This window comes from Streptomyces sp. NPDC033174, from assembly GCF_055577795.1.
On the sequence record NZ_JBVIPQ010000007.1, the window covers coordinates 320,888 to 338,162 of the forward strand.

17 protein-coding genes are annotated in these 17,275 nt (G+C 71.7%); 7 read left to right on the top strand and 10 right to left on the bottom strand.

Features of this window, described 5'->3' with window-relative positions:
• Window positions 1-29 precede the first annotated feature (29 nt).
• The 3 genes from ACZ5VC_RS23430 to ACZ5VC_RS23440 all read right to left on the bottom strand — a co-directional run bounded on the left by ACZ5VC_RS23430 (window position 30) and on the right by ACZ5VC_RS23440 (window position 4,659).
• The gene (locus ACZ5VC_RS23430) at window positions 30-2,858 is read right to left on the bottom strand and encodes a SpoIIE family protein phosphatase (RefSeq protein WP_469121979.1); all 2,829 of its coding nucleotides are present in this window, start codon (window positions 2,856-2,858) and stop codon (window positions 30-32) included.
• 176 nt (window positions 2,859-3,034) lie between these two features.
• On the bottom strand, window positions 3,035-3,706 hold the full coding sequence (locus tag ACZ5VC_RS23435; RefSeq protein WP_469121980.1) for an NAD(P)-dependent oxidoreductase: 672 nt from the start codon (window positions 3,704-3,706) through the stop codon (window positions 3,035-3,037).
• Window positions 3,703-4,659 (bottom strand): EamA family transporter, encoded by a 957-nt coding sequence (locus ACZ5VC_RS23440; protein ID WP_469121981.1) that lies wholly within the window; start codon window positions 4,657-4,659, stop codon window positions 3,703-3,705. The genes ACZ5VC_RS23435 and ACZ5VC_RS23440 overlap by 4 nt, the downstream gene beginning before the upstream one ends.
• Window positions 4,660-4,738: 79 nt before the next feature.
• Here ACZ5VC_RS23440 and ACZ5VC_RS23445 point away from each other — a divergent pair, with 79 nt between their 5' ends.
• The gene (locus ACZ5VC_RS23445; protein ID WP_469121982.1) at window positions 4,739-5,629 is read left to right on the top strand and encodes a LysR family transcriptional regulator; all 891 of its coding nucleotides are present in this window, start codon (window positions 4,739-4,741) and stop codon (window positions 5,627-5,629) included.
• 100 nt (window positions 5,630-5,729) lie between these two features.
• Here the strand turns inward: ACZ5VC_RS23445 and ACZ5VC_RS23450 are convergent, their stop codons facing one another.
• The gene (locus ACZ5VC_RS23450) at window positions 5,730-6,791 is read right to left on the bottom strand and encodes an AI-2E family transporter (RefSeq protein WP_469121983.1); all 1,062 of its coding nucleotides are present in this window, start codon (window positions 6,789-6,791) and stop codon (window positions 5,730-5,732) included.
• A 150-nt stretch (window positions 6,792-6,941) separates the two neighbouring features.
• On the opposite strand from ACZ5VC_RS23450, the gene ACZ5VC_RS23455 reads away from it, so the two are divergent.
• On the top strand, window positions 6,942-7,796 hold the full coding sequence (locus tag ACZ5VC_RS23455; RefSeq protein ID WP_469121984.1) for a DMT family transporter: 855 nt from the start codon (window positions 6,942-6,944) through the stop codon (window positions 7,794-7,796).
• Here ACZ5VC_RS23455 and ACZ5VC_RS23460 read toward each other — a convergent pair.
• Entirely contained in the window at window positions 7,783-8,424 is a 642-nt protein-coding gene (locus ACZ5VC_RS23460; protein ID WP_469121985.1) for a TetR/AcrR family transcriptional regulator, read from the bottom strand. The two genes, ACZ5VC_RS23455 and ACZ5VC_RS23460, sit on opposite strands and share 14 nt — an antisense overlap.
• A gap of 144 nt (window positions 8,425-8,568) precedes the next feature.
• A complete protein-coding gene (locus tag ACZ5VC_RS23465; RefSeq protein WP_469121986.1) occupies window positions 8,569-10,632 on the bottom strand; it encodes a galactose-binding domain-containing protein in 2,064 nt (687 codons plus the stop codon).
• A gap of 279 nt (window positions 10,633-10,911) precedes the next feature.
• Here ACZ5VC_RS23465 and ACZ5VC_RS23470 point away from each other — a divergent pair, with 279 nt between their 5' ends.
• Together ACZ5VC_RS23470 and ACZ5VC_RS23475 are read left to right on the top strand one after the other, a co-directional pair.
• Complete coding sequence (locus ACZ5VC_RS23470; RefSeq protein WP_469121987.1) at window positions 10,912-11,142, top strand: hypothetical protein; 231 nt, start codon at window positions 10,912-10,914, stop codon at window positions 11,140-11,142.
• Between the two features lie 330 nt (window positions 11,143-11,472).
• Window positions 11,473-12,069 (top strand): TetR/AcrR family transcriptional regulator, encoded by a 597-nt coding sequence (locus ACZ5VC_RS23475; protein WP_469121988.1) that lies wholly within the window; start codon window positions 11,473-11,475, stop codon window positions 12,067-12,069.
• Window positions 12,070-12,159: 90 nt separating this feature from the next.
• On the opposite strand, the gene ACZ5VC_RS23480 is transcribed toward ACZ5VC_RS23475, so the two are convergent.
• From ACZ5VC_RS23480 to ACZ5VC_RS23490, 3 genes are all read right to left on the bottom strand, one after another.
• A complete protein-coding gene (locus ACZ5VC_RS23480) occupies window positions 12,160-13,362 on the bottom strand; it encodes an aromatic acid exporter family protein (protein WP_469121989.1) in 1,203 nt (400 codons plus the stop codon).
• A 22-nt stretch (window positions 13,363-13,384) separates the two neighbouring features.
• Window positions 13,385-13,996 carry a phosphatase PAP2 family protein gene (locus ACZ5VC_RS23485; protein ID WP_469121990.1) on the bottom strand — a complete coding sequence of 204 codons (612 nt, stop codon included), beginning with the start codon at window positions 13,994-13,996 and terminating at the stop codon, window positions 13,385-13,387.
• Between the two features lie 67 nt (window positions 13,997-14,063).
• Window positions 14,064-15,104, bottom strand: coding sequence for a YihY/virulence factor BrkB family protein (locus tag ACZ5VC_RS23490; RefSeq protein WP_469121991.1), 1,041 nt, complete (start codon window positions 15,102-15,104; stop codon window positions 14,064-14,066).
• Window positions 15,105-15,366: 262 nt separating this feature from the next.
• Here ACZ5VC_RS23490 and ACZ5VC_RS23495 point away from each other — a divergent pair, with 262 nt between their 5' ends.
• The 3 genes from ACZ5VC_RS23495 to ACZ5VC_RS23505 all read left to right on the top strand — a co-directional run bounded on the left by ACZ5VC_RS23495 (window position 15,367) and on the right by ACZ5VC_RS23505 (window position 16,730).
• Entirely contained in the window at window positions 15,367-15,594 is a 228-nt protein-coding gene (locus tag ACZ5VC_RS23495; protein WP_469121992.1) for a hypothetical protein, read from the top strand.
• A 92-nt stretch (window positions 15,595-15,686) separates the two neighbouring features.
• On the top strand, window positions 15,687-15,896 hold the full coding sequence (locus tag ACZ5VC_RS23500) for a hypothetical protein (protein ID WP_468709975.1): 210 nt from the start codon (window positions 15,687-15,689) through the stop codon (window positions 15,894-15,896).
• An 87-nt stretch (window positions 15,897-15,983) separates the two neighbouring features.
• Window positions 15,984-16,730: a ZIP family metal transporter gene (locus ACZ5VC_RS23505; RefSeq protein ID WP_469121993.1), complete on the top strand. Its 747-nt coding sequence runs from the start codon at window positions 15,984-15,986 to the stop codon at window positions 16,728-16,730.
• A gap of 110 nt (window positions 16,731-16,840) precedes the next feature.
• Here ACZ5VC_RS23505 and ACZ5VC_RS23510 read toward each other — a convergent pair whose 3' ends face one another.
• A complete protein-coding gene (locus tag ACZ5VC_RS23510) occupies window positions 16,841-17,086 on the bottom strand; it encodes a hypothetical protein (protein WP_469121994.1) in 246 nt (81 codons plus the stop codon).
• Between the last annotated feature and the right edge of the window lie 189 nt (window positions 17,087-17,275).

Below are 17,275 nucleotides of genomic sequence, written 5' to 3' on the forward strand. Positions count from 1 at the left end.
ACGGTCTCGCCGACCCGGAGGCACTACCGTCAGAGAGCTTCGTCGTCCCACTGGTCCAGCAGGATGTCGCCGAGGTCGCCACTGGGTTCAACCGCCCCGCCACGCAGGGATTGTTCGGTCCAGATGACCTTGCCGGTGGGGGTGTGGCGGGTGCCCCAGCGCTCGGCGTACTGGGCCACGAGGAACAGGCCGCGGCCACCCTCGTCGGTGGTCTTGGCCCGGCGCAGACGGGGTGAGGTGCTGCTGCCGTCGGAGACCTCGCAGATGAGGGCGCCGTCGTGCAGCAGCCGGACGGTGATGGGCTCGGCGCCGTAGCGGATGCTGTTGGTGATCAGCTCGCTGAGGACGAGTTCGGTGGCGAAGCCGATCTCTTCCAGTCCCCACTCCGCCAGGCGGCGGGCGCAGGCGGCACGGATACGGGCCACCGCCGCCGGATCGCGCGGCACGGCCCATTCGGCGACCTTCGAGGGATCCAGCCGCCGGGTGTCGGCCACCAGCAGCGCGATGTCGTCGCTCGGCCGGGCGGGCAGCATGGCCTCGATCACCGCCGCGCAGGTCTCTTCCGCCGTGCGGCCGCGTCCGGCCAAGGCCTCGCGCAGGGCCTCCATGCCGGCATCCAGGTCGCGGGTGCGGCCCTCGACCAGCCCGTCGGTGTAGAGCACCAGTCGGGAGCCCTCGGGCAGCAAGAGCTCAGCGGTTTCGAAGGGCAGGCCGGCACCGAGGCCCAGGGGCGGGGAAACCGGCAGCTCGGGGAAGGTCACGGTTCCGTCGGGGTGGACGAGCGCCGGCCCGAGGTGGCCGGCGGTCGCGGCAGCCACCTGCCCGGAGACCGGATCGTAGATGGCGTACAGACAGGTGGCGCCGGTGATCTCCTGCCCTTCCTGTTCCTGGTCCGCGGCCTCGTCGGCGTCGATGTGCGCCACCAGTTCGTCAAGAAGGGTCAGCAGCTCGTCGGGAGGCAGATCCAGGGTGGAGAAGTTGTGGACCGCGGTGCGGAGCCGGCCCATGGTCGCCGCGGCGTGCAGACCGTGGCCGACGACGTCGCCGACCACCAGCGCCACGCGGGCGCCGGACAGCGGGATGACGTCGAACCAGTCGCCGCCCACGCCCTCCCGGGCCGGCAGGTAGCGGTAGGCCAGTTCAAGGGCGTTCTGCTCGGGCAGGCGCCGGGGAAGGAGGCTGCGCTGCAGGGTGACGGCCATGGCGTGTTCGCGGGTGTAGCGGCGGGCGTTGTCGATCGCGACCGCCGCCCGGGCGGCCAGCTCCTCGGCGAAGGACCTGTCGTCCTCTTCGAAGGGCGCGGAGGCGTTCGCCCGCCAGAAATTCGCCACTCCGAGGAGCATGCCGCGCGCCCGCATCGGGACCACGAGGAGGGAGTGGATGCCGTGGTCCAGGACTCGCCGCGCGCGCTCGGGATCCTGCGACCGCCAGCCGTCCGAGGTACGCAGGTCCGCTTCCAGAACGGCTCGGCCGCCGACGACCGCGGCGGCGACCGGATGGGTGGGAACGTACCGGATCAGCTCACCGACGGGATAGAGGGAATGGTCCCCTTCCAGTCCGGCGGCCGCGGTGCGCCGCATCTCGGTGCTCGGCTCCTGCGGCTCCTCCCCGCGCAGGACCGGGTCCAGCAGCTCCACCGTGACGACGTCGGCGAAGCGGGGGACGGACACCTCCGCCAGTTCCTCGGCGGTGCGCGTCACGTCCAGCGTGGCCCCGATGCGCATCCCCGCGTCGTACAGGAGATTGAGCCGCTGCCGCGCCACCTCCGCACGGCCGGTGACCGCCGTCAGTTCCGTGGTGTCCCGCAGGGTCACCACACTGCCGGCCTGGCCGCCGTAGGGCGCGGTGGGCCGTTTGTTCACTGCCAGCAGCCGGTCCCCGGCCAGGTGGACGGCATCCGTGACCGGCTCGCCCGACGCCAGCAGCCGCGCCGTCTCCTGGTCCAGCCCCAGTTCCTCCACTCGCCTGCGCCCCGGGTCCTCCGGCAGGCGGAGCAGTCGTCGTGCCTCGTCGTTGGCCAGCACCACCCGCCCGCCGCCGTCGGTGATCAGCACACCTTCCCGGACCGCGTGCAGCACCGCGTCATGGTGCTCGTACATCCGCGTCATCTCTTCCGGGCCCAGTCCGTGCGTCTGCCGCCGCAGCCGCCTGGATACCAGCGCGGTCCCCGTGGTGGACAGTGCCAGCGCGCCCGCGCCGGCGCCGAGGATGAGCGGCAGCTGCTGTTCGACGAGGTCGCCGACGTTCTCCACGGTGATCCCGGCGGACACCAGCCCGATGACCGAGCCGTCGGTGTCCGTCACCGGGACCACTGCCTGGACGGCCGTTCCCACACCGGCGGGCAGCGGCGGCCCGCCGGCGCGCTCGACCACGGTTCCGCCTCTCAGCGCCGGGGCGATGGTGCCGACGAACTTCTTCCCGATCTGCTTCGGATCGGGATAGGTGAGGCGAATGCCCTGCGTGTCCATGACGAGGATGAAGTCGACGCCCGCCCTCATCCAGGCCGCTTCGGCGCGCGGCTGCAGCACGGCCGTCGGATCCCGGCTCTTCAACGCCGCGACCGTCCCCGGGGCGTTCGCGAACGTCTCGGCCGCGGTGAGCGAGAGCCGCTCGGCCTGGCGTTCGCTGCCACGATTGGCCTGGACGACCAGGGCCGTCACAGCGGCCGCGACCAGGAGCAGCACGATCACGACCTGAAGAGCGAACACCTGTCCAGCGGCGCTGTGCAGGTTCAGCAGGGAACGCAGCCCCGACGTGGCGCCGTGGCGTGCTCCCCCGGACCCGTCGTGAGCGTGCGAAGGGCGTGCGAACAGGCGCCGCGACTGGCTCTTCGGGCGCAAGCGCCCCTCTTCCTTCATGGCCACTTTCTACATCGCCCGCCTTCCCGAGGGCGGTAGGCCCTGGCGCGCTGGAGTCGGCCCGGCCACCTTTCACCGGTACTTTCCCTCCCGGCAGGAGCTTTCGCCAGGCCGTCCGCAGGGGCGGGGTGGAGGCCCTCTGCGCCACGGCGCACGACGCGGGCCGGTTGCGGCGGTCACCAGGTCCCGCTTCGCGGTGTCGTCCTCATCGGGCCCTGGTGACCGACCGTGAAGTGCTTGTCTCCGCGCGGGTTCTCGAGTTCGTCGAGGACGGCCACGGCGAGGTCCTCGGCCGAGATACGGGACGTACCGTCGGCGCTCGTGATGAGTGTGGTGGTGCCGCGTCGGTACTCTCCGGTGCGGCGTCCGGGTTCGAGGACGGCGGGTGGGCTGAGGTAGACCCAGTCGGCCGGGTGTGCTCGGCAGACGTCCAGTTGCGCGGCGCTGGCGGCCGCGATGGTGCGCCACTGTCGCGGTACGTACTCCGGGCTGTCGACGACGAGCCGGTCCGGATGACCCGGGATGCGGAGGGGAGCGGCGCCGCCGACAACGAGTATGCGGGTCCCGGCTGTCGCGGCCGCGTCCAGCAGCGCGGTCGTGGTGCCGACGACGGTGTCTTCCTGCCCGGGGGCGGGACGCGTCGCGGCCACGATCGCGTCGGTGCCGTGGAACAGTCCGCTCATGCGGTCGGGGTCGTTCGCGTCGCCCTCGACGGCGGTCACTCCCGGCGGCAGGGCGGCCCGCCGGTTCTTCCGGAAGACCGCGATCAGGGCATGGCCCCGGCTCGCGGCTTCGATGACGACGCGCGAGCCGACCATTCCTGCGGCTCCGACGACGGCGATCTTCATCGGGGTGTCCTTTCGGGTGCGGGTGTTGAACGGGCGTTCCGCGAGCGGGTGGGCGGGGGAAGCTGTCCCGCGCCGATCGCGGCGAGGGAGAGCCCGAATCCGGCGAGTTGGACCGGGCCGAGTGTCTGGCCGAGCAGGACGGCGCCGAGAAGGGCGGCGACCAGCGGAGAGAGCAGGACGAGAACCGCGACGGAGTTGACCGGCAACGCGGTGATGCCGCGGATCCACAGGACGTAGGCGAGCAGACCGCCGATCAGACCCAGCCAGAGGTAGCCCAGGGCGGCGGCCGGACCGATCGTGGGAGGGGGTCCCTCGACGAGGAAGGTGAGGGGCACCAGGAACAGGCCCCCCGCGGTGAGTTGCCAGCCCGCGAAAGCGGTGGGACCGACCCCGGCGGGCCGTCCCCAGCGTTTGGTGAGGGTCACGCCGAGCGCCATCGCCGCCGCGCCGCCGAGGCCCGCCACGATCCCGACGGTGTCGAGTGCCGCGTTCGGCCCTATCACGACCAGGCCGACGCCGACGATCCCCGCCGTACCCCACAGCAGGTGCCAGGCGGACGGGCTCTCGTGGAGGACCGTCGCGGCCAGGAGGGCGACGAAGAGGGGCTGGGCCGCCGCCAAGGTCGCGGCGACGCCGCCCGGCAGGCGTTCGGCCGCGATGAACAGCAGCGGGAAGAGCAGTCCGATGTTGAGCACGCCGAGCACTGCGGCTTTTCCCCACCACGCTCCGCGCGGCAGCGTCCGGGTGAGCGCCAGCGCGATCAGGCCGGCGGGCAACGCGCGCAGGAGACCCGCGAACAGGGGGTGCCCCTGCGGGAGAAGCTCGGTGGTGACGACATAGGTGGTGCCCCAGGCCAGGGGAGCGAGCGCAGTCAGGGCGGCACGCGGCGGACTCCCCCGGGGAGCACCTCCGCTGGTTCCGTCACATCCCTTTGGTGCTACTGGACTTGTCATACCCGCAGTCTCAGCGCCGGGCGATCCATGAGTCCAATACATGTTTGTCAGCCCACCGATCTCGAAACAAGATGGATCCGTGGAACTCCAGCAGATGCGTTACGTCGTCGCCGTCGCCGAGACGAACAGCTTCACCCGGGCCGCCGAACGCTGCCTGGTCGTCCAGTCCGCCCTCAGTCACCAAATCGCCCGCCTGGAAAGGGAACTCGGCGCGAGGCTCTTCGAGCGCACCAGTCGCCGCGTACGGCTGACGCCGGCCGGTGAAGCGTTCCTCCCGGCCGCCCGCCAGTGTCTGGACGCCGCCGAGCGCGCGGCCGCCGAGGTCGCCGCGGCTGTCGGAGAGGTGCGCGGGCGGCTCGCCGTGGGCCTGATCCCCACCGTGGCCGCGGTCGACATCCCGAGTGCGCTGCGTGACTTCCGCCGGCGGTATCCGCACGTGCGCATCAGCCTGCGGGTGGGCGCGAGCGACGACCTCGTCGAGCAGGTCGGACAAGGAACCCTCGACGTGGCTTTCCTCGGGCTGCCGACCACTGCGCGGCCGCAGGGTGTCACCGCCCACGAACTCGCCCGTGACCGGCTCGTCGCCGTGGTCGCGCCGGACCATCCACTCGCCGGCGAACCGGCGGTCAGCCTGCGCCGGCTCTCCTCCGAGGTGTTCGTGGACCTTCCGGCCGGGACGGCCGGACGGGCCCAGTCCGACCAGGCCTTCGCGGCCGCCGGCCTCGGCCGCGACGTCGCCTTCGAAGTGACCACCGCGGACTTCATCGCCCGCCTCGTCGGGCCGGGCCTGTGCGTGGCCATGCTCCCCGCCGCCTACGTGCCCCAGCTCACCGGCGTCATCACCGTCGAGGTCACCGACGCGCCGGCCCGCGTCGAGTACGTCATCTGGAGCCGCTTCAGCCGCACGCCGGCGGCGACCGCCTTCCTCGCGGTTCTCGGCATCACGGAGCAGGAGGGACACGACTCCTGAAGTCCCTCGCGCCGTTCCCCAGCAGCCCGCTGCGCCCCTCGGGCGACGGACGCGAGACGGGAAGCGGGGCCGCGTGAACCGGGGGCGGAGGGCGGGCGGGTCAGGCGGCCGTCGTGCGTGCCTCCCGCAGCGCCGTGCGGACCGACCAGATCACCGACACCAGCGGTACGGCCACCACGGCCCCCACGATGCCTGCCGCGATCGCCCCGCCGATCACCGAGATCGCCACCACCAGGGGGTGCAGCCGGACGGCCCAGCTCATGACGAGCGGGTGCAGCAGATGTCCCTCGATCTGCCCGATGACCACGATCAGGGCGATCACAACGGCCGCCACCAGAGGACCCTTCGACGCCAGCGCGACGACGGCCGCGACCGCGAGCGCGATCGGCGAGCCGATCAGCGGGACGAAGGCGGCCAGGAACTCCAGCAGCGCCAGCGGGACCGCCAGAGGGACCCCGAGGAGCCAGAGCGCGAGGCCGACGAGCACCGCGTTCGTCGCGGCCACCACCACGATGCCGTGCGTGTAGCCGGTGAAGGTCCGCCAGGCCGCACGTCCGCCGGTCCGCACGCGCCCGCGCACGGACCGAGGCAACTGCTCCTCGAACCAGGCCCACTGACGGTCACCCGAGTGGATGAAGAACACCGAACTGAACAGCGCCAGGGCCAGCGTGGTGAGCACCGCCACCAGCCGGTGCGCACCGCTCAGCGCCGTGCTGACCAGCGCGGAGCGGTGGCTCGACAGGAACTGCCCGATCTTGCCCTCGACATCGGAGAGCGCCTGGGGGTTCAGCCGGAACGGAGGCTGTTCCAGCCAGTGCTCGATGCGGTCCACGCCTTCCCGGAACTCGTTCATCAGCGTCGTCCGCTCACCGGCCACCGCCTCACCGACGAGCGTGAGAACGCCGAGGACGAGCGCGATGCCGACGAGGAGGGTGAGGGCGACCGCCGCGGCGCGGGGGAGCCCCCGCGCGACGAGGTCGGCGACCGGACGCAGCAGCGCGGTGATCACCAGGCCGAGGAAGACGGCGACGCCGATCTCGTGGAAGCGACCGAGCACGGCGAAGACGGCGTACACGACCGCTCCGACGGCCAGCAGGCGCCATGCGTAGGCGGCGGCCGTGCGAAGGAGGGGAGACACCGGCGGCGGTGTGCCTGGCTGCATGGCCCTCGAGGTACCACCGGGGGCCGGCCGGGTCACGCCCCAGGCCCGGCATTCGCCCGACCGGGGTCCGGACGGGCGAACGCCGGGCGAACCCCCCGCGTGGGCCGTGTCGTCGCGCGGGCGTCCGCCCGGGCGGTCGAGTATCGGGAGATGAGCGTCGTCCTGCCGGTCCTGTTCTCGTTGTTCGCCGCCTTCAGCAACGCGCTCGCCACGGTGCTGCAGCGCCGCGCCGCCCTCACCGTCCGTCAGTCCGACTCGTTCCGGCCCGGACTGATCCTCGACCTGCTGAAGCGCCCGCTGTGGCTGGCGGGCATCCTCGCGGTGATCGCCGCCGGGGTCGGGCAGGCCGCGGCCCTGGCGACCGGTCCCCTGGCGCTCGTTCAGCCGCTGTTCGTCCTCGAGCTGCCGCTCGCCCTGCTGATCGCCTCGCTGCTCGCGCGCGAGCGGCTGCCCGGGGCGCTGTGGCTCGCCGTGGCGGGAGTGGTGGCCGGTCTCGGGGTGGCTCTCGCGGCCGCCTCGCCCGTCGGGAACCGTACGCACGTGCCTCTGGACCGCTGGCTTCCGACGCTCGCGGTGGGAGGTGCCGCGGTGGTGGCGCTGGCGGTGGCCGGACTGCGCCGGCCTGTGGGCCGTGGCCGCGCCGGGTGTCTCGGGGCCGGCACGGCGATCTGTTACGCACTGACGGCGGCCCTGATGAAGACCTCCATGCACATCCTGGACGAGGGGGGTCTCAGCGCCTTCCTGACGAGCTGGCAGACGTACGCCTTCTGCGCGACCGGCGTCGGCGCCCTCCTGCTGCTCGAGCACGCCGTGCAGGGCGGACCGCTGGTCGCCTCGCAGCCGGCGCTGACCCTCGGTGACGCGACGGTCAGCCTGATCCTGGGCGTCCTGCTGTACGAGGAGCACGTACGGGCGGGATGGTGGCTGCTGCCCCAGCTGGCGGGGGTCGGCCTGATCGTCTTCGGGGTTTTCGCGCTGGCGCGCAGCGGGGTCAGCGCGTCGTAGCGGTCGGCGAGTACGGCGGGGCCTGTGCTGTCGCCTCGTCGAGGACGAGACCGGTGACATGGTCGGCGATCATGTCGAGGATGTGCGCCGTGGCCGTGTCGTCGCCGAGGACGAGGAGATTCAGCGTCACCCCGTCCGTCATCGCCGCCAGATAGCGGGCCAGGACGGGGACGGGCACGCTGAATTCGAGCTTCATGCTCTGCCGGAGCTGCTCGATGAGCTCGCTGAAGGTGGTGGAGTACAGCTCGTACTGCCGGCGCGCGAGGTGCTCCGACCCCGGCCGGCGCAGCGCGTACTGCGTCAGCTCGTACGTCAGCATGTGTTCGCCGGGATGCGCGGCCACATGGTCCAAGTACGCCTGGAAGGCCGCCCGGACCGTCTCCCGCAGGGTGGCCCTCGGCCGGATCGCCGCCCTCGCCACTGCCAGGCCGTGATCGGTGATCGTCGCCATGACCGACTCGAGCAGCGCCTGCTTGGAGTCGAAGCAGTAGTGGAAGACGCTCAGCGAGACGCCCGCCTCGGCGGCGATGGACCGGGTCGTCGTCCTGGCGACACCGTCGCGGGTCATCGCGCGGATGGCGGCCTCCGTCAGCTGCCGGCGCCGCTCGGCCGACGGCATGCGTGCCATGTGGTTCCTTTCGGTCCTTCGGTTCCGTGCCTGCCGCGCCCGGGGAAGCTGTCCGGGAGATTGTCCGGGAACGCGGCCGGGGCCGGAGCGGATCAGGAGAACTGACCCGCTCCGGCCCCCCGCGGACGCCTTGGGCGCCGTCCGTCAGCTGCTGTAGACGCCCACCTCGCGGAGGGAGTAGCCCCATGGGGTGCCGCGCTCCAGCCCGTGGACGCGCACATGGCGGGCTGACGTCCCGGTGAACTGCGCGGTGTCCAGACCGCCGTCGCCGGAGGTCGTGGACCATACGGTCTGCCAGTTCGTGCCGTCGCTCGAGAGCTCGATGCGGTAGGCCTTGCCGTAGGCCCGCTCCCAGTCGAGGGTGACCCGCTTGACCAGGCCCGGGGCCCCGAGGTCGAGCCGGAGCCACTGGTCGTCGCTCCAGTCGCTCGCCCAGCGGGTGTTCGGGTTGCCGTCGACGGCCCGGTCGGGCGCGTAGCTCGTGAACAGGCTCCACTCCGACGATGCCGCCGAGGCGGACGAGCCCGCGGCGAGGTTCACGCCGGCCTTGTGGGTCTCGGAGGCCTTCCAGGTGTCGAGGTAGGACTCGGCGCCCCGGAAGAGGTCGTCCACGACGTCCTTGCCGCCGACGAGCCGGATGTCCTCCAGCCAGTCCGGGACCATGCCGTAGTGCGCGGCGCCGTCGGTGTTGAAGTCCCAGGTGCGCTCACCCGTGGTCTGCTTGTCGATGACGGCGCTGCCGTCGGCGCTGCGGAAGGGGTACCGCACCGGGTTGGGCGTGTCCGCGCCGCGCGGGCCCGGCCAGCCGCCGACGCCGTTCATGTCGGTGCCGTAGCCGTAGCCGACGTGGTACTTCTCGCGCAGCTCCTTCGTGCGACTCGCCTCCGCGCTGAACCCCTCCGCGCCGTGCATGTACTGGGCGATGAAGCCGCCGAGGCGGTAGACCCGCTCGGTCCAGTTCAGGTCCATCCAGCTGTGCGAGGAGATCACGCCGGGGTACGACTCGGACTCGAGGATGTCGAGGGCCCGGCCCGCGGCCTTCACACCCATGTGGTCGATCTCCAGCATCATCTTGCGCTTCATCATGCCCCGCACGGCGTACTCGCCGAGCTCGGTGAGACCGCGGGTGTTGCACCGCGCGTCCGCGGCGTACGACGGGACCCCTACGCCCGGCGGAAGCTTCTTCTCCGCCTCGGCCGCCGGGGCGAGGCCGATGGGGTTGTCGTGCTGCGGGCCGGCGCACTTCTCGGTCTTCCAGAAGGTGCCGGTCGACAGGAACTGGCCGACGTTGATCGCCGTGCCGAGGGTGCCCTCGTCGAAACGGACCCCGCACAGGGCGTTGTCGAACTTGTGGCACAGGAACATGCTGCGTACGCCCAACCTGTGCAGCTCGTCCAGGCCGCGGTCGATGTCGTCCTTGCCGCACTGCGCGACGTCGAGGATCTGCTTGCAGCCGAACGGCTCGGAGGTCTCGACCCCCAGGATCACGGCCAGCTTGCCCTGCTGGATGACGTCGCGGGCCTGCGAGGAGTCGGTGACGATCCGGAACCAGCCCTTGCCCGGGCCGCCGTACATCGTGTCGATGAAGGCCTGCATCTCGTACGTCTTCTGCGCCTGCAGCCGGATGGAGGTCATCTCGTCGCAGCTGCGGTCCTTGAAGAAGTAGACCGAGCAGATCACCCCATTGGTGACCAGGTCGTTGACGAGCACCCGCTGGCCGCCGCGCCAGGCCCGTTCGACCCAGGCGTAGTAGTTCTGCTGGTGGGTCAGCGAGTCATGGGCGGGCCAGTCCTTGAACGTCGGCCAGCCGTTGGGGTCGTGCTTGCCGTCGCCGCCCTTGGTGATGAAGTCGAAGATCGCGAGCGAGCCGTCGGGGTAGTGCTCGGGGCAGTCCTTGAGCGCGTCGGCGATTCCCTGCGCGGAGAACGCCTTGCCGCAGATGAGCCGGCCGCCGAAGGCCTCGTTGGACATCAGATGGTTGTGCGCGTCGACGAATCCCCGTACCCGTCCCTGGGAGTCGGTCCCCTTGAAGGGCTCGCCCGAGACGTTGATCTCGGAGTCGGGTGAGGGCCGGGCGGTGGGGGTCCACCAGCCCGGGTCGGCCGAGGAGCTGGGCACGGGACCGAGCACCGTGGCCAGCACGGCGAGGAGCAACGACAGCAGCGCGACAGGGCTGCGCCCGGGCCTGCGGTGGGGGTGTCGAGTCATGGTCATCACTCACGTCTTCGGTCAGCGGATGGCGCGGTCGGGGAACGGGACCGTCCGGAGACATGGCTCTGGCTTGTCATGTCCCGCGCGAACGATGGTGATGAGAATCGTGACTGCCGGAATCGGAGTCAATAGTCCGGGACAAATGACCTGATGGATCGTCCGTCCCGTCCAAACCTCTGTGTGACGTCACGGGGTTGAGGACCGCTTGCCGTCTCTCCGGACACCGCCGGGCCGGTGGTCGGAGGACCCGCACGGCGTCCGCCGGAGCCGCAACCGATGCCCACGCCCGCGATCAGCGCTGTCAGTGAGTCGACGCCCGCGACCTGCTCGCACACGAACGCCGACGCCACCGAACATCACCGGCGCCAGGCACAGGGCCGCCAGGTGCAGGTGCCACTCCTCGCGTGGCCGGCCCGCGCCCCGCCGGGCGCGGACGTGCAGGACGGCGCAGGTAACGGCGTACGGGACGAGGAAAGAGACCAGCAGGCGCGGCCCTCGGTGCCGTGATCCATTGAAGGACAGGGGGATCCAGGCCAGGCCCGGAGGGCTTCCGCGGCCGGTCGCGGTGAGCTTCATCAGACGCCGGTTGCGCCCCCCGGCCTGCCGGACCCCGGACAACAGCCCGGCTTCCAGGAGGCGGTCGCACTGGGCGTAGACCTGCGCGTGCGGAAGGAGGGCGTGGTCAACCGGACTTCAGACATGCCGTGACCGCACCTTGGCCGGATGCCCGCCCACGGCAGCCGTCCGGAGAGGTACCGTACCCAAGACAGGCTTCTAGTAATTCCCTCTAATTCCGGTCCACTAGTCTGTCCGGCATGACGTCAACGGGACCGAGCCGTGTCTCCTAAGCAGCAGCGTGGCGAGGCCACCGTCGAACGCCTTCTCACGGCCGCCCTCGAGGTGTACGCCTCCTCGGGCCGGCAGGGGTTCACGGTGAACGCGGTCACCGAGGCCAGTGGTGTCAGCCTCGGCAGCCTCTACCACCATTTCGGCAGCTTCGACGGTCTCGCCGCCGGCCTCTACATCAGGTGCATGGGGGAGTTGTTCGACGAGCTGACCGCTGCCGTGACCCGTAGCCGCACCGCACGTACCGGCGTCGCCGCGCTCGTCAGGGCCTACCTGCGCTTCACCCAGGAGCGCCCCGACGCCGCGCTCTTCATCCACGCCTCCGCCTACTCCGGTTTTCTCGCCGCTCACGCCGACCGGATCCGCGCCGCCAAGGCCGACATGCTGGGGGACATCGTGGCGTGGATGGGGCCGAGGATGGAGGCCGGCGAGATCCTGCCCACTCCCGTGCCCCTGATCGAGGCCCTGGTGATCGGACCGGTGGCCGAGACGGCCCGCCGCTGGCTGTCCAGTACGTACGACGTCGACCTCGCGCAGGCCGCGCGGATCCTGCCCGACCGGATCTGGCGGTCCCTGCGGCCCGAGTAGGCCCTGCCGGTCGCGGCCCGGCGCGGCCCAACCCGGTCCGTTCCGGACCCCGTTACGCGCGCGGCCCAACCCGGTCCGTTCCGGGCCCCGTTACGCGCGCGGCCCAACCCGGCCCGTTCCGGGCCCCGTTACGCGCGCGGGCTCCGGGAGGGACAGGCGCAGCTCGTGGAGCAGACGGGCCGCATCGGTGAGCAGCGTGCCGCGCAGGGTGTGCACCGGAGCCGGTACGGCAGGGGTCCGCTCGATGGAGTCCTCGAGAGCGCGGTGCAGGGCCCGTCCCTCCTCCAGGACCGCGTCCACATCGGCGGAATCGGTCCCGGAGGTCTGCCCGATCCTCTCCAGGGCGGTGGCGAGGGTGCGCAGAAGCGCCGCGTAGCCGGCGAGGAAGTCATCGGGAAGCCGGTCGAATTCACCGCCGTCGACGGCGTGGGAGAGGCTGCGCGTCATCGAACAGAGGTGGACGAGACCGCGGCCGGCCGCCCTGCCCGCGGTACGGGCGCGGCCCAGAGCCTCCTTGGCGGCGAGGCGGTCGCTGCGCGGGTGGAGGCGGTTGTTCTCCCACTCCTCCCCGATCGCCGTCTGCACACCCTGCGCCTCGCCGACCAGGTCCTCGCAGTCGCGGCGCCACCGGCCGACGTGCTCGCTGCTCGGCGTGGTGCCGTCCTCGACGGCGTGGGCGAGGTCGGTGAGGACGTCCCGCATACGCAGGTAGAGCCCGTCGACCGCTTGCTGACGGTGATGTACGTGCCGGGCGGGGGCGAGGATCGTGTGGGCGGCGAGACCGCAGAGAGCACCCAGGGTCACCGAGCCGGTCAGGTGTCCGATGTAGGCGAGCCGGCCGTGACCGGCGGAGAAGGCCGAGAAGGCGAAGAACGCCACGACCGCGACCTGAAGCCCCTCGGAACCGCGGTGCCTGACGCGCCCGGCGGCCACGGCGGCGAGCGTGAGCAGCCCGAAGGACCAGGCATGGATTCCGGCGGCCGCCGCCAGGACGGCCGCGAGCGTCGCACCGATCAGCATGGCACCCAGATACCGGACGCATTCGCGCACCGACCGGTACAGCGTCGCCTGCAGCGCGACGATGGCGGTGAAGGGGGCGAAGGTCGTCACCGTCGGCGCCAGGAAGCGGTGCGCCAGCATCCAGGCGACCATCGCCGCCACCACGGTCTTCGCCTGAAGGAGCAGATCGTCCCGCTCCGCGCCCGATGACGTGACGCCCCTCCCGATGTGAGCGGCGATCCCACGGATCCCCGCCCTCGCCCGCCGTAGTCGCTCGGTCCTGCTCATCGGCATGTACGCCTGACCTCCGGAACGCTCACCTCGGACGCATCACCGCTGCGAGGCGCCTGCCCCACTTCCCCCCGGCCACACGTGCCCCGGCCACACGTGCCCCGGCCACACGTGCCGCGGCCACGGCCGACGCGCGGTGCGCGAGGCCGGCGCCGGCCAGTCCTATGACCGCGCCCGCGGCGACATCGCTGGGATAGTGCGCTCCGCTGTGGACGCGCTGGAGCGACACCGCCACGGCCGGCACCGCGCAGGCAGCACCCGCGAGCGGCCACACCACCGCGACCGAGGCGGTGAAGGCCACGGCGGCGACCGTGTGACCCGAGGGGAAGGAGGAGCTGTCCGGCCGGTCGTTCACCTCGGCGTGAGGGATGAGTTCCTTCGGCGGGCGTGGCCGGTCCCACAGGTGCTTCGCGGCGCCGCCGACGGCCTGCCCGAGCCACATGCCCGCGAGCCCCGTCACCGCGGCCCGGCGCCCCCGCCGACCGCCGCCGGCAGCCAGGAGCGCGGCGGCGCCCCACCACAGTTTCGTGTGCTCGGCGGACTCCTCGACCGCGGGCAGCACCCGGCGGGCAAGCGTCCCGTCCCAGGAGGCAGCCGCGCAGGTCAGGGCCGTGTCGATGCCGTGCAAGCGGTCCATCACACTCGCCGGCCATGTCGCGTCATCACCGTGGGGGCGCTCACTGCCGCCCGGGAGCCCGGAACGATCACTCAGCACGCCGCTTCTCTTCCTCACTCCACTCGCGGGTGTCCCGCGGCTCGACATAGGGCTCCTCGTCGGGCGGCAGACCGCCCACGATGGCGCGTTCCCGGCTCATCTCGGCATCGAACTCCAGCCCCAGCAGGATGGCGAGGTTGGTGATCCAGAGCCAGATGAGGAAGACGATGACGCCGGCGAGGGTGCCGTAGGTCTTGTTGTACGAGCCGAAGTTCGCGACGTAGAGCGCGAAGCCCGCGGAGGCGATCATCCAGATCACCAGTGCGAGGAAGCTGCCCAGCGTGACCCAGCGGAAGCCGCGGCCCTTCGTGTTCGGCGAGGCCCAGTACAGCAGCGCGATCATGATCGTGACGAGGATGACCAGGACCGGCCATTTCGCGATCGACCACACTGTCACCGCGGTGTCCCCGAGGCCCAGCGCGTCGCCCGCCCGCCGGGCGAGGGAGCCGGTGAACACGACGATCAGGGCGCTGGCGCACGCCATGATCATCAGCCCTACGGTGAGGGCGAGCCGCAGCGGCAGGACCTTCCACACGGGCCGGCCCTCGGGGATGTCGTAGACGGCGTTGGAGGTACGGATGAACGCGGCGATGTATCCCGAGGCGGACCACACCGCGGCGATCAGGCCGACGACGGCGAGTACGGACCCGATCCCGGCACCGCCCTGCAGCTGGCGGACGGCGTCGGACACGATGTCCCGCGCCGAGCCGGGAGTGAGCTTCTGGAGGTTGTCCAGGACCGTCTCGGTGGCGGACCTGCCCGCGATCCCGAGGATCGAGACCAGGACCAGCAGGGCGGGGAAGAGGGACAGGATGCTGTAGTACGTCAGAGCGGCCGCCCGGTCGGCCAGCTCGTCGTCCTTGAACTCCTGCACAGTCCGCTTCAGAACCGCCCACCAGGACTTCTTCGGCATGTCGCTGGGCTGGTCCGGTGCGTTTCGCTCCACCTCCGGGAGGGATCCCGGCTCCGGCGTGCGCCGCCCGTCGTCCTTGTGGTCGCCCCGGGCGGGAGGACGTGGTGTCTGGTTCATGACCGGCGGGTGTCCTCTCACGCGCGGACGAAACCGGTCCTGTCGCGCGCGGACGAAACCGGTCCTGGGCCGCTCGGTGGACAGGGCGGGGGCGACCGGCCGGCCCGGACGGCACGGGGCGTGCGGCGGGGCCCTCGCGGGGGACCGATCCGGAAAGCCGGACTTCTCCTCGCGCGAGGGGGTAGGCGCGAAAGGAGAAGCCGTTCTGCCGAAGGGCCCAGAAGGACATTCCCGAAGGACATCCGGCCTAAGGAACCCTCCCGTGGTATTCACAGCGCTGCTCATACCGCCGCTTCTGCTCGGTGCCGTCCTCGCGCTCGCCCGCTTCGAGGAACGCGTACTGCAACCGGCGGAAAGCGACCCCGTGCCCGCCCCCGCTCCCCGCCGCAGGCACCTGCACGCCGTGCCGGGCTCTTCGCCTCCCGGGGAACCCCCCATCGATGCCCCGGAGGCGTCGGCCCACGGCAGGCACCGGCGCCGCGCCGCCTGAAAAGCTCCGGCGGCCGGGCGTCCCGCCTCCCCGGCCGCTCTCCCCTTCTCGCGCCGCCCCGCCGCTCCTTCCTCCACCGACTGGAGACAGACATGGACTCGCAAGCTCCCCTTTCCTCCGTCCTGCTCGAGGAAGCACGGGCGTCCCTCCAGGACGTCGGCGATCCCTCGGCGCGTGCCATCGCGCTCGCCGTACTGGCCGCGACGAAGGAACTGCAGGACCTGGCGCGGAGCGCCCAGAGCCTCGACGCGCGGCTGGAAGCCCTCAACCAGTACCTCGGGGCCATCGCCAACAAGCCGTGACCGGTCCGGCCCGCGCCCGGACGCGATGAACGCGGCGTCCCGGGGTAGGCCTCGCCCCGTACGACCGAACACGGTGAAGGGGCGGACATGGCGGGTGCGTTGACTGCGGGAGCGTGGGGACTGTTCGCGGGAGCGGCGCTCCTGCTGGGAGCCGCGATCGGATCGTTCCTTAGGGTGCCCCCGCGATGGATCGCCCTCGTCATGGCGTTCGGCAGCGGAGTACTGATCTCGGCGGTGTCCTTCGACCTGATGGCCGAGGCCCACGAGCAGGGCGGAGCCGTACCGGCGGTCACGGGCGCGGTGGCGGGCGCGGGCGCCTACTCGCTCGCCAATGTGTGGCTCGCCCGGCGCGGCGCCCGGCACCGCAAGCGGTCCGGGGCCGCTCAGCCCTCCGAGGAGGAGCAGCCCGGCTCGGGCAACGCCATCGCCCTCGGCGCGCTCCTGGACGGAGTCCCCGAGTCGGTCGTCATCGGGACGAGCCTGCTCGGCGGGGGCCATGTGGGCGTCGCCACGGTCGCGGCGGTCTTCATCAGCAATGTCCCCGAGGGGCTCGCGAGCGCCGCCGGGATGCAGCGGGCGGGCCGCAGCCGTCTGTACGTCTTCGGCCTGTGGGCGGCGATCGCGGTGGTGAGCGGCTTGGCGGCGCTGGCCGGCTACACCCTGCTCGGGGACGCCTCCGGGACGGTGATGGCCGCGATCACGGCGGTGGCCGCCGGTGCGATCCTGGCGATGATCGCCGACACGATGATTCCCGAAGCCTTCGAGAAGGCCCATCTGTTGACCGGTCTCACCACCGTGCTGGGCTTCCTGACCGCGTTCGTCCTCTCCCACTGAGTTCAGGGCTCCGACCGCACCGGGCCTTGAGTCCAGGGAGCCCGAGTGCACGGGTAGGGGCCCAGCCCCGCGTCCACCGGCGAACAGGGCCGTCGCGGCCGTCGCGTGGGTCAGCGCCGCGTCGCTTCCCTCTCGGTCGCGCTGTCGCTGCCCGCGCTCGTCCTCGCGCGCCGCCGGGGGAACTGCGTCCATTCCGCGAACCACCACGCGCCGGCGACGACACAGGCCCATATCAGCCCGCTCCTGACGGCGGTTGTCCATGCCGCTCCGTTGCCGCCCCAGCGCTCGACGCCCGTCAGGGCGGCCCAGGAGATGACGAGGACGAGGAGGACGCGTACCCGGCGATGCTTGATCATGGAGCGCCTCTACCCGGAGCGACGCCTGCCAAGCGAGCGTGCCAAGCAAGCCTGCAGAGCACGGACGGGGGGGGGGGGGGGGGGGGGGGGGGGGGGGAGGGGTGGGGGGGGTGGGGGGGGGTGGGGGGGTGGGGGGGGGGGGGTAGGGGTAGGGGGGGGGGGTTTTCCCGCCCCTCTTTTTTTCTCTTC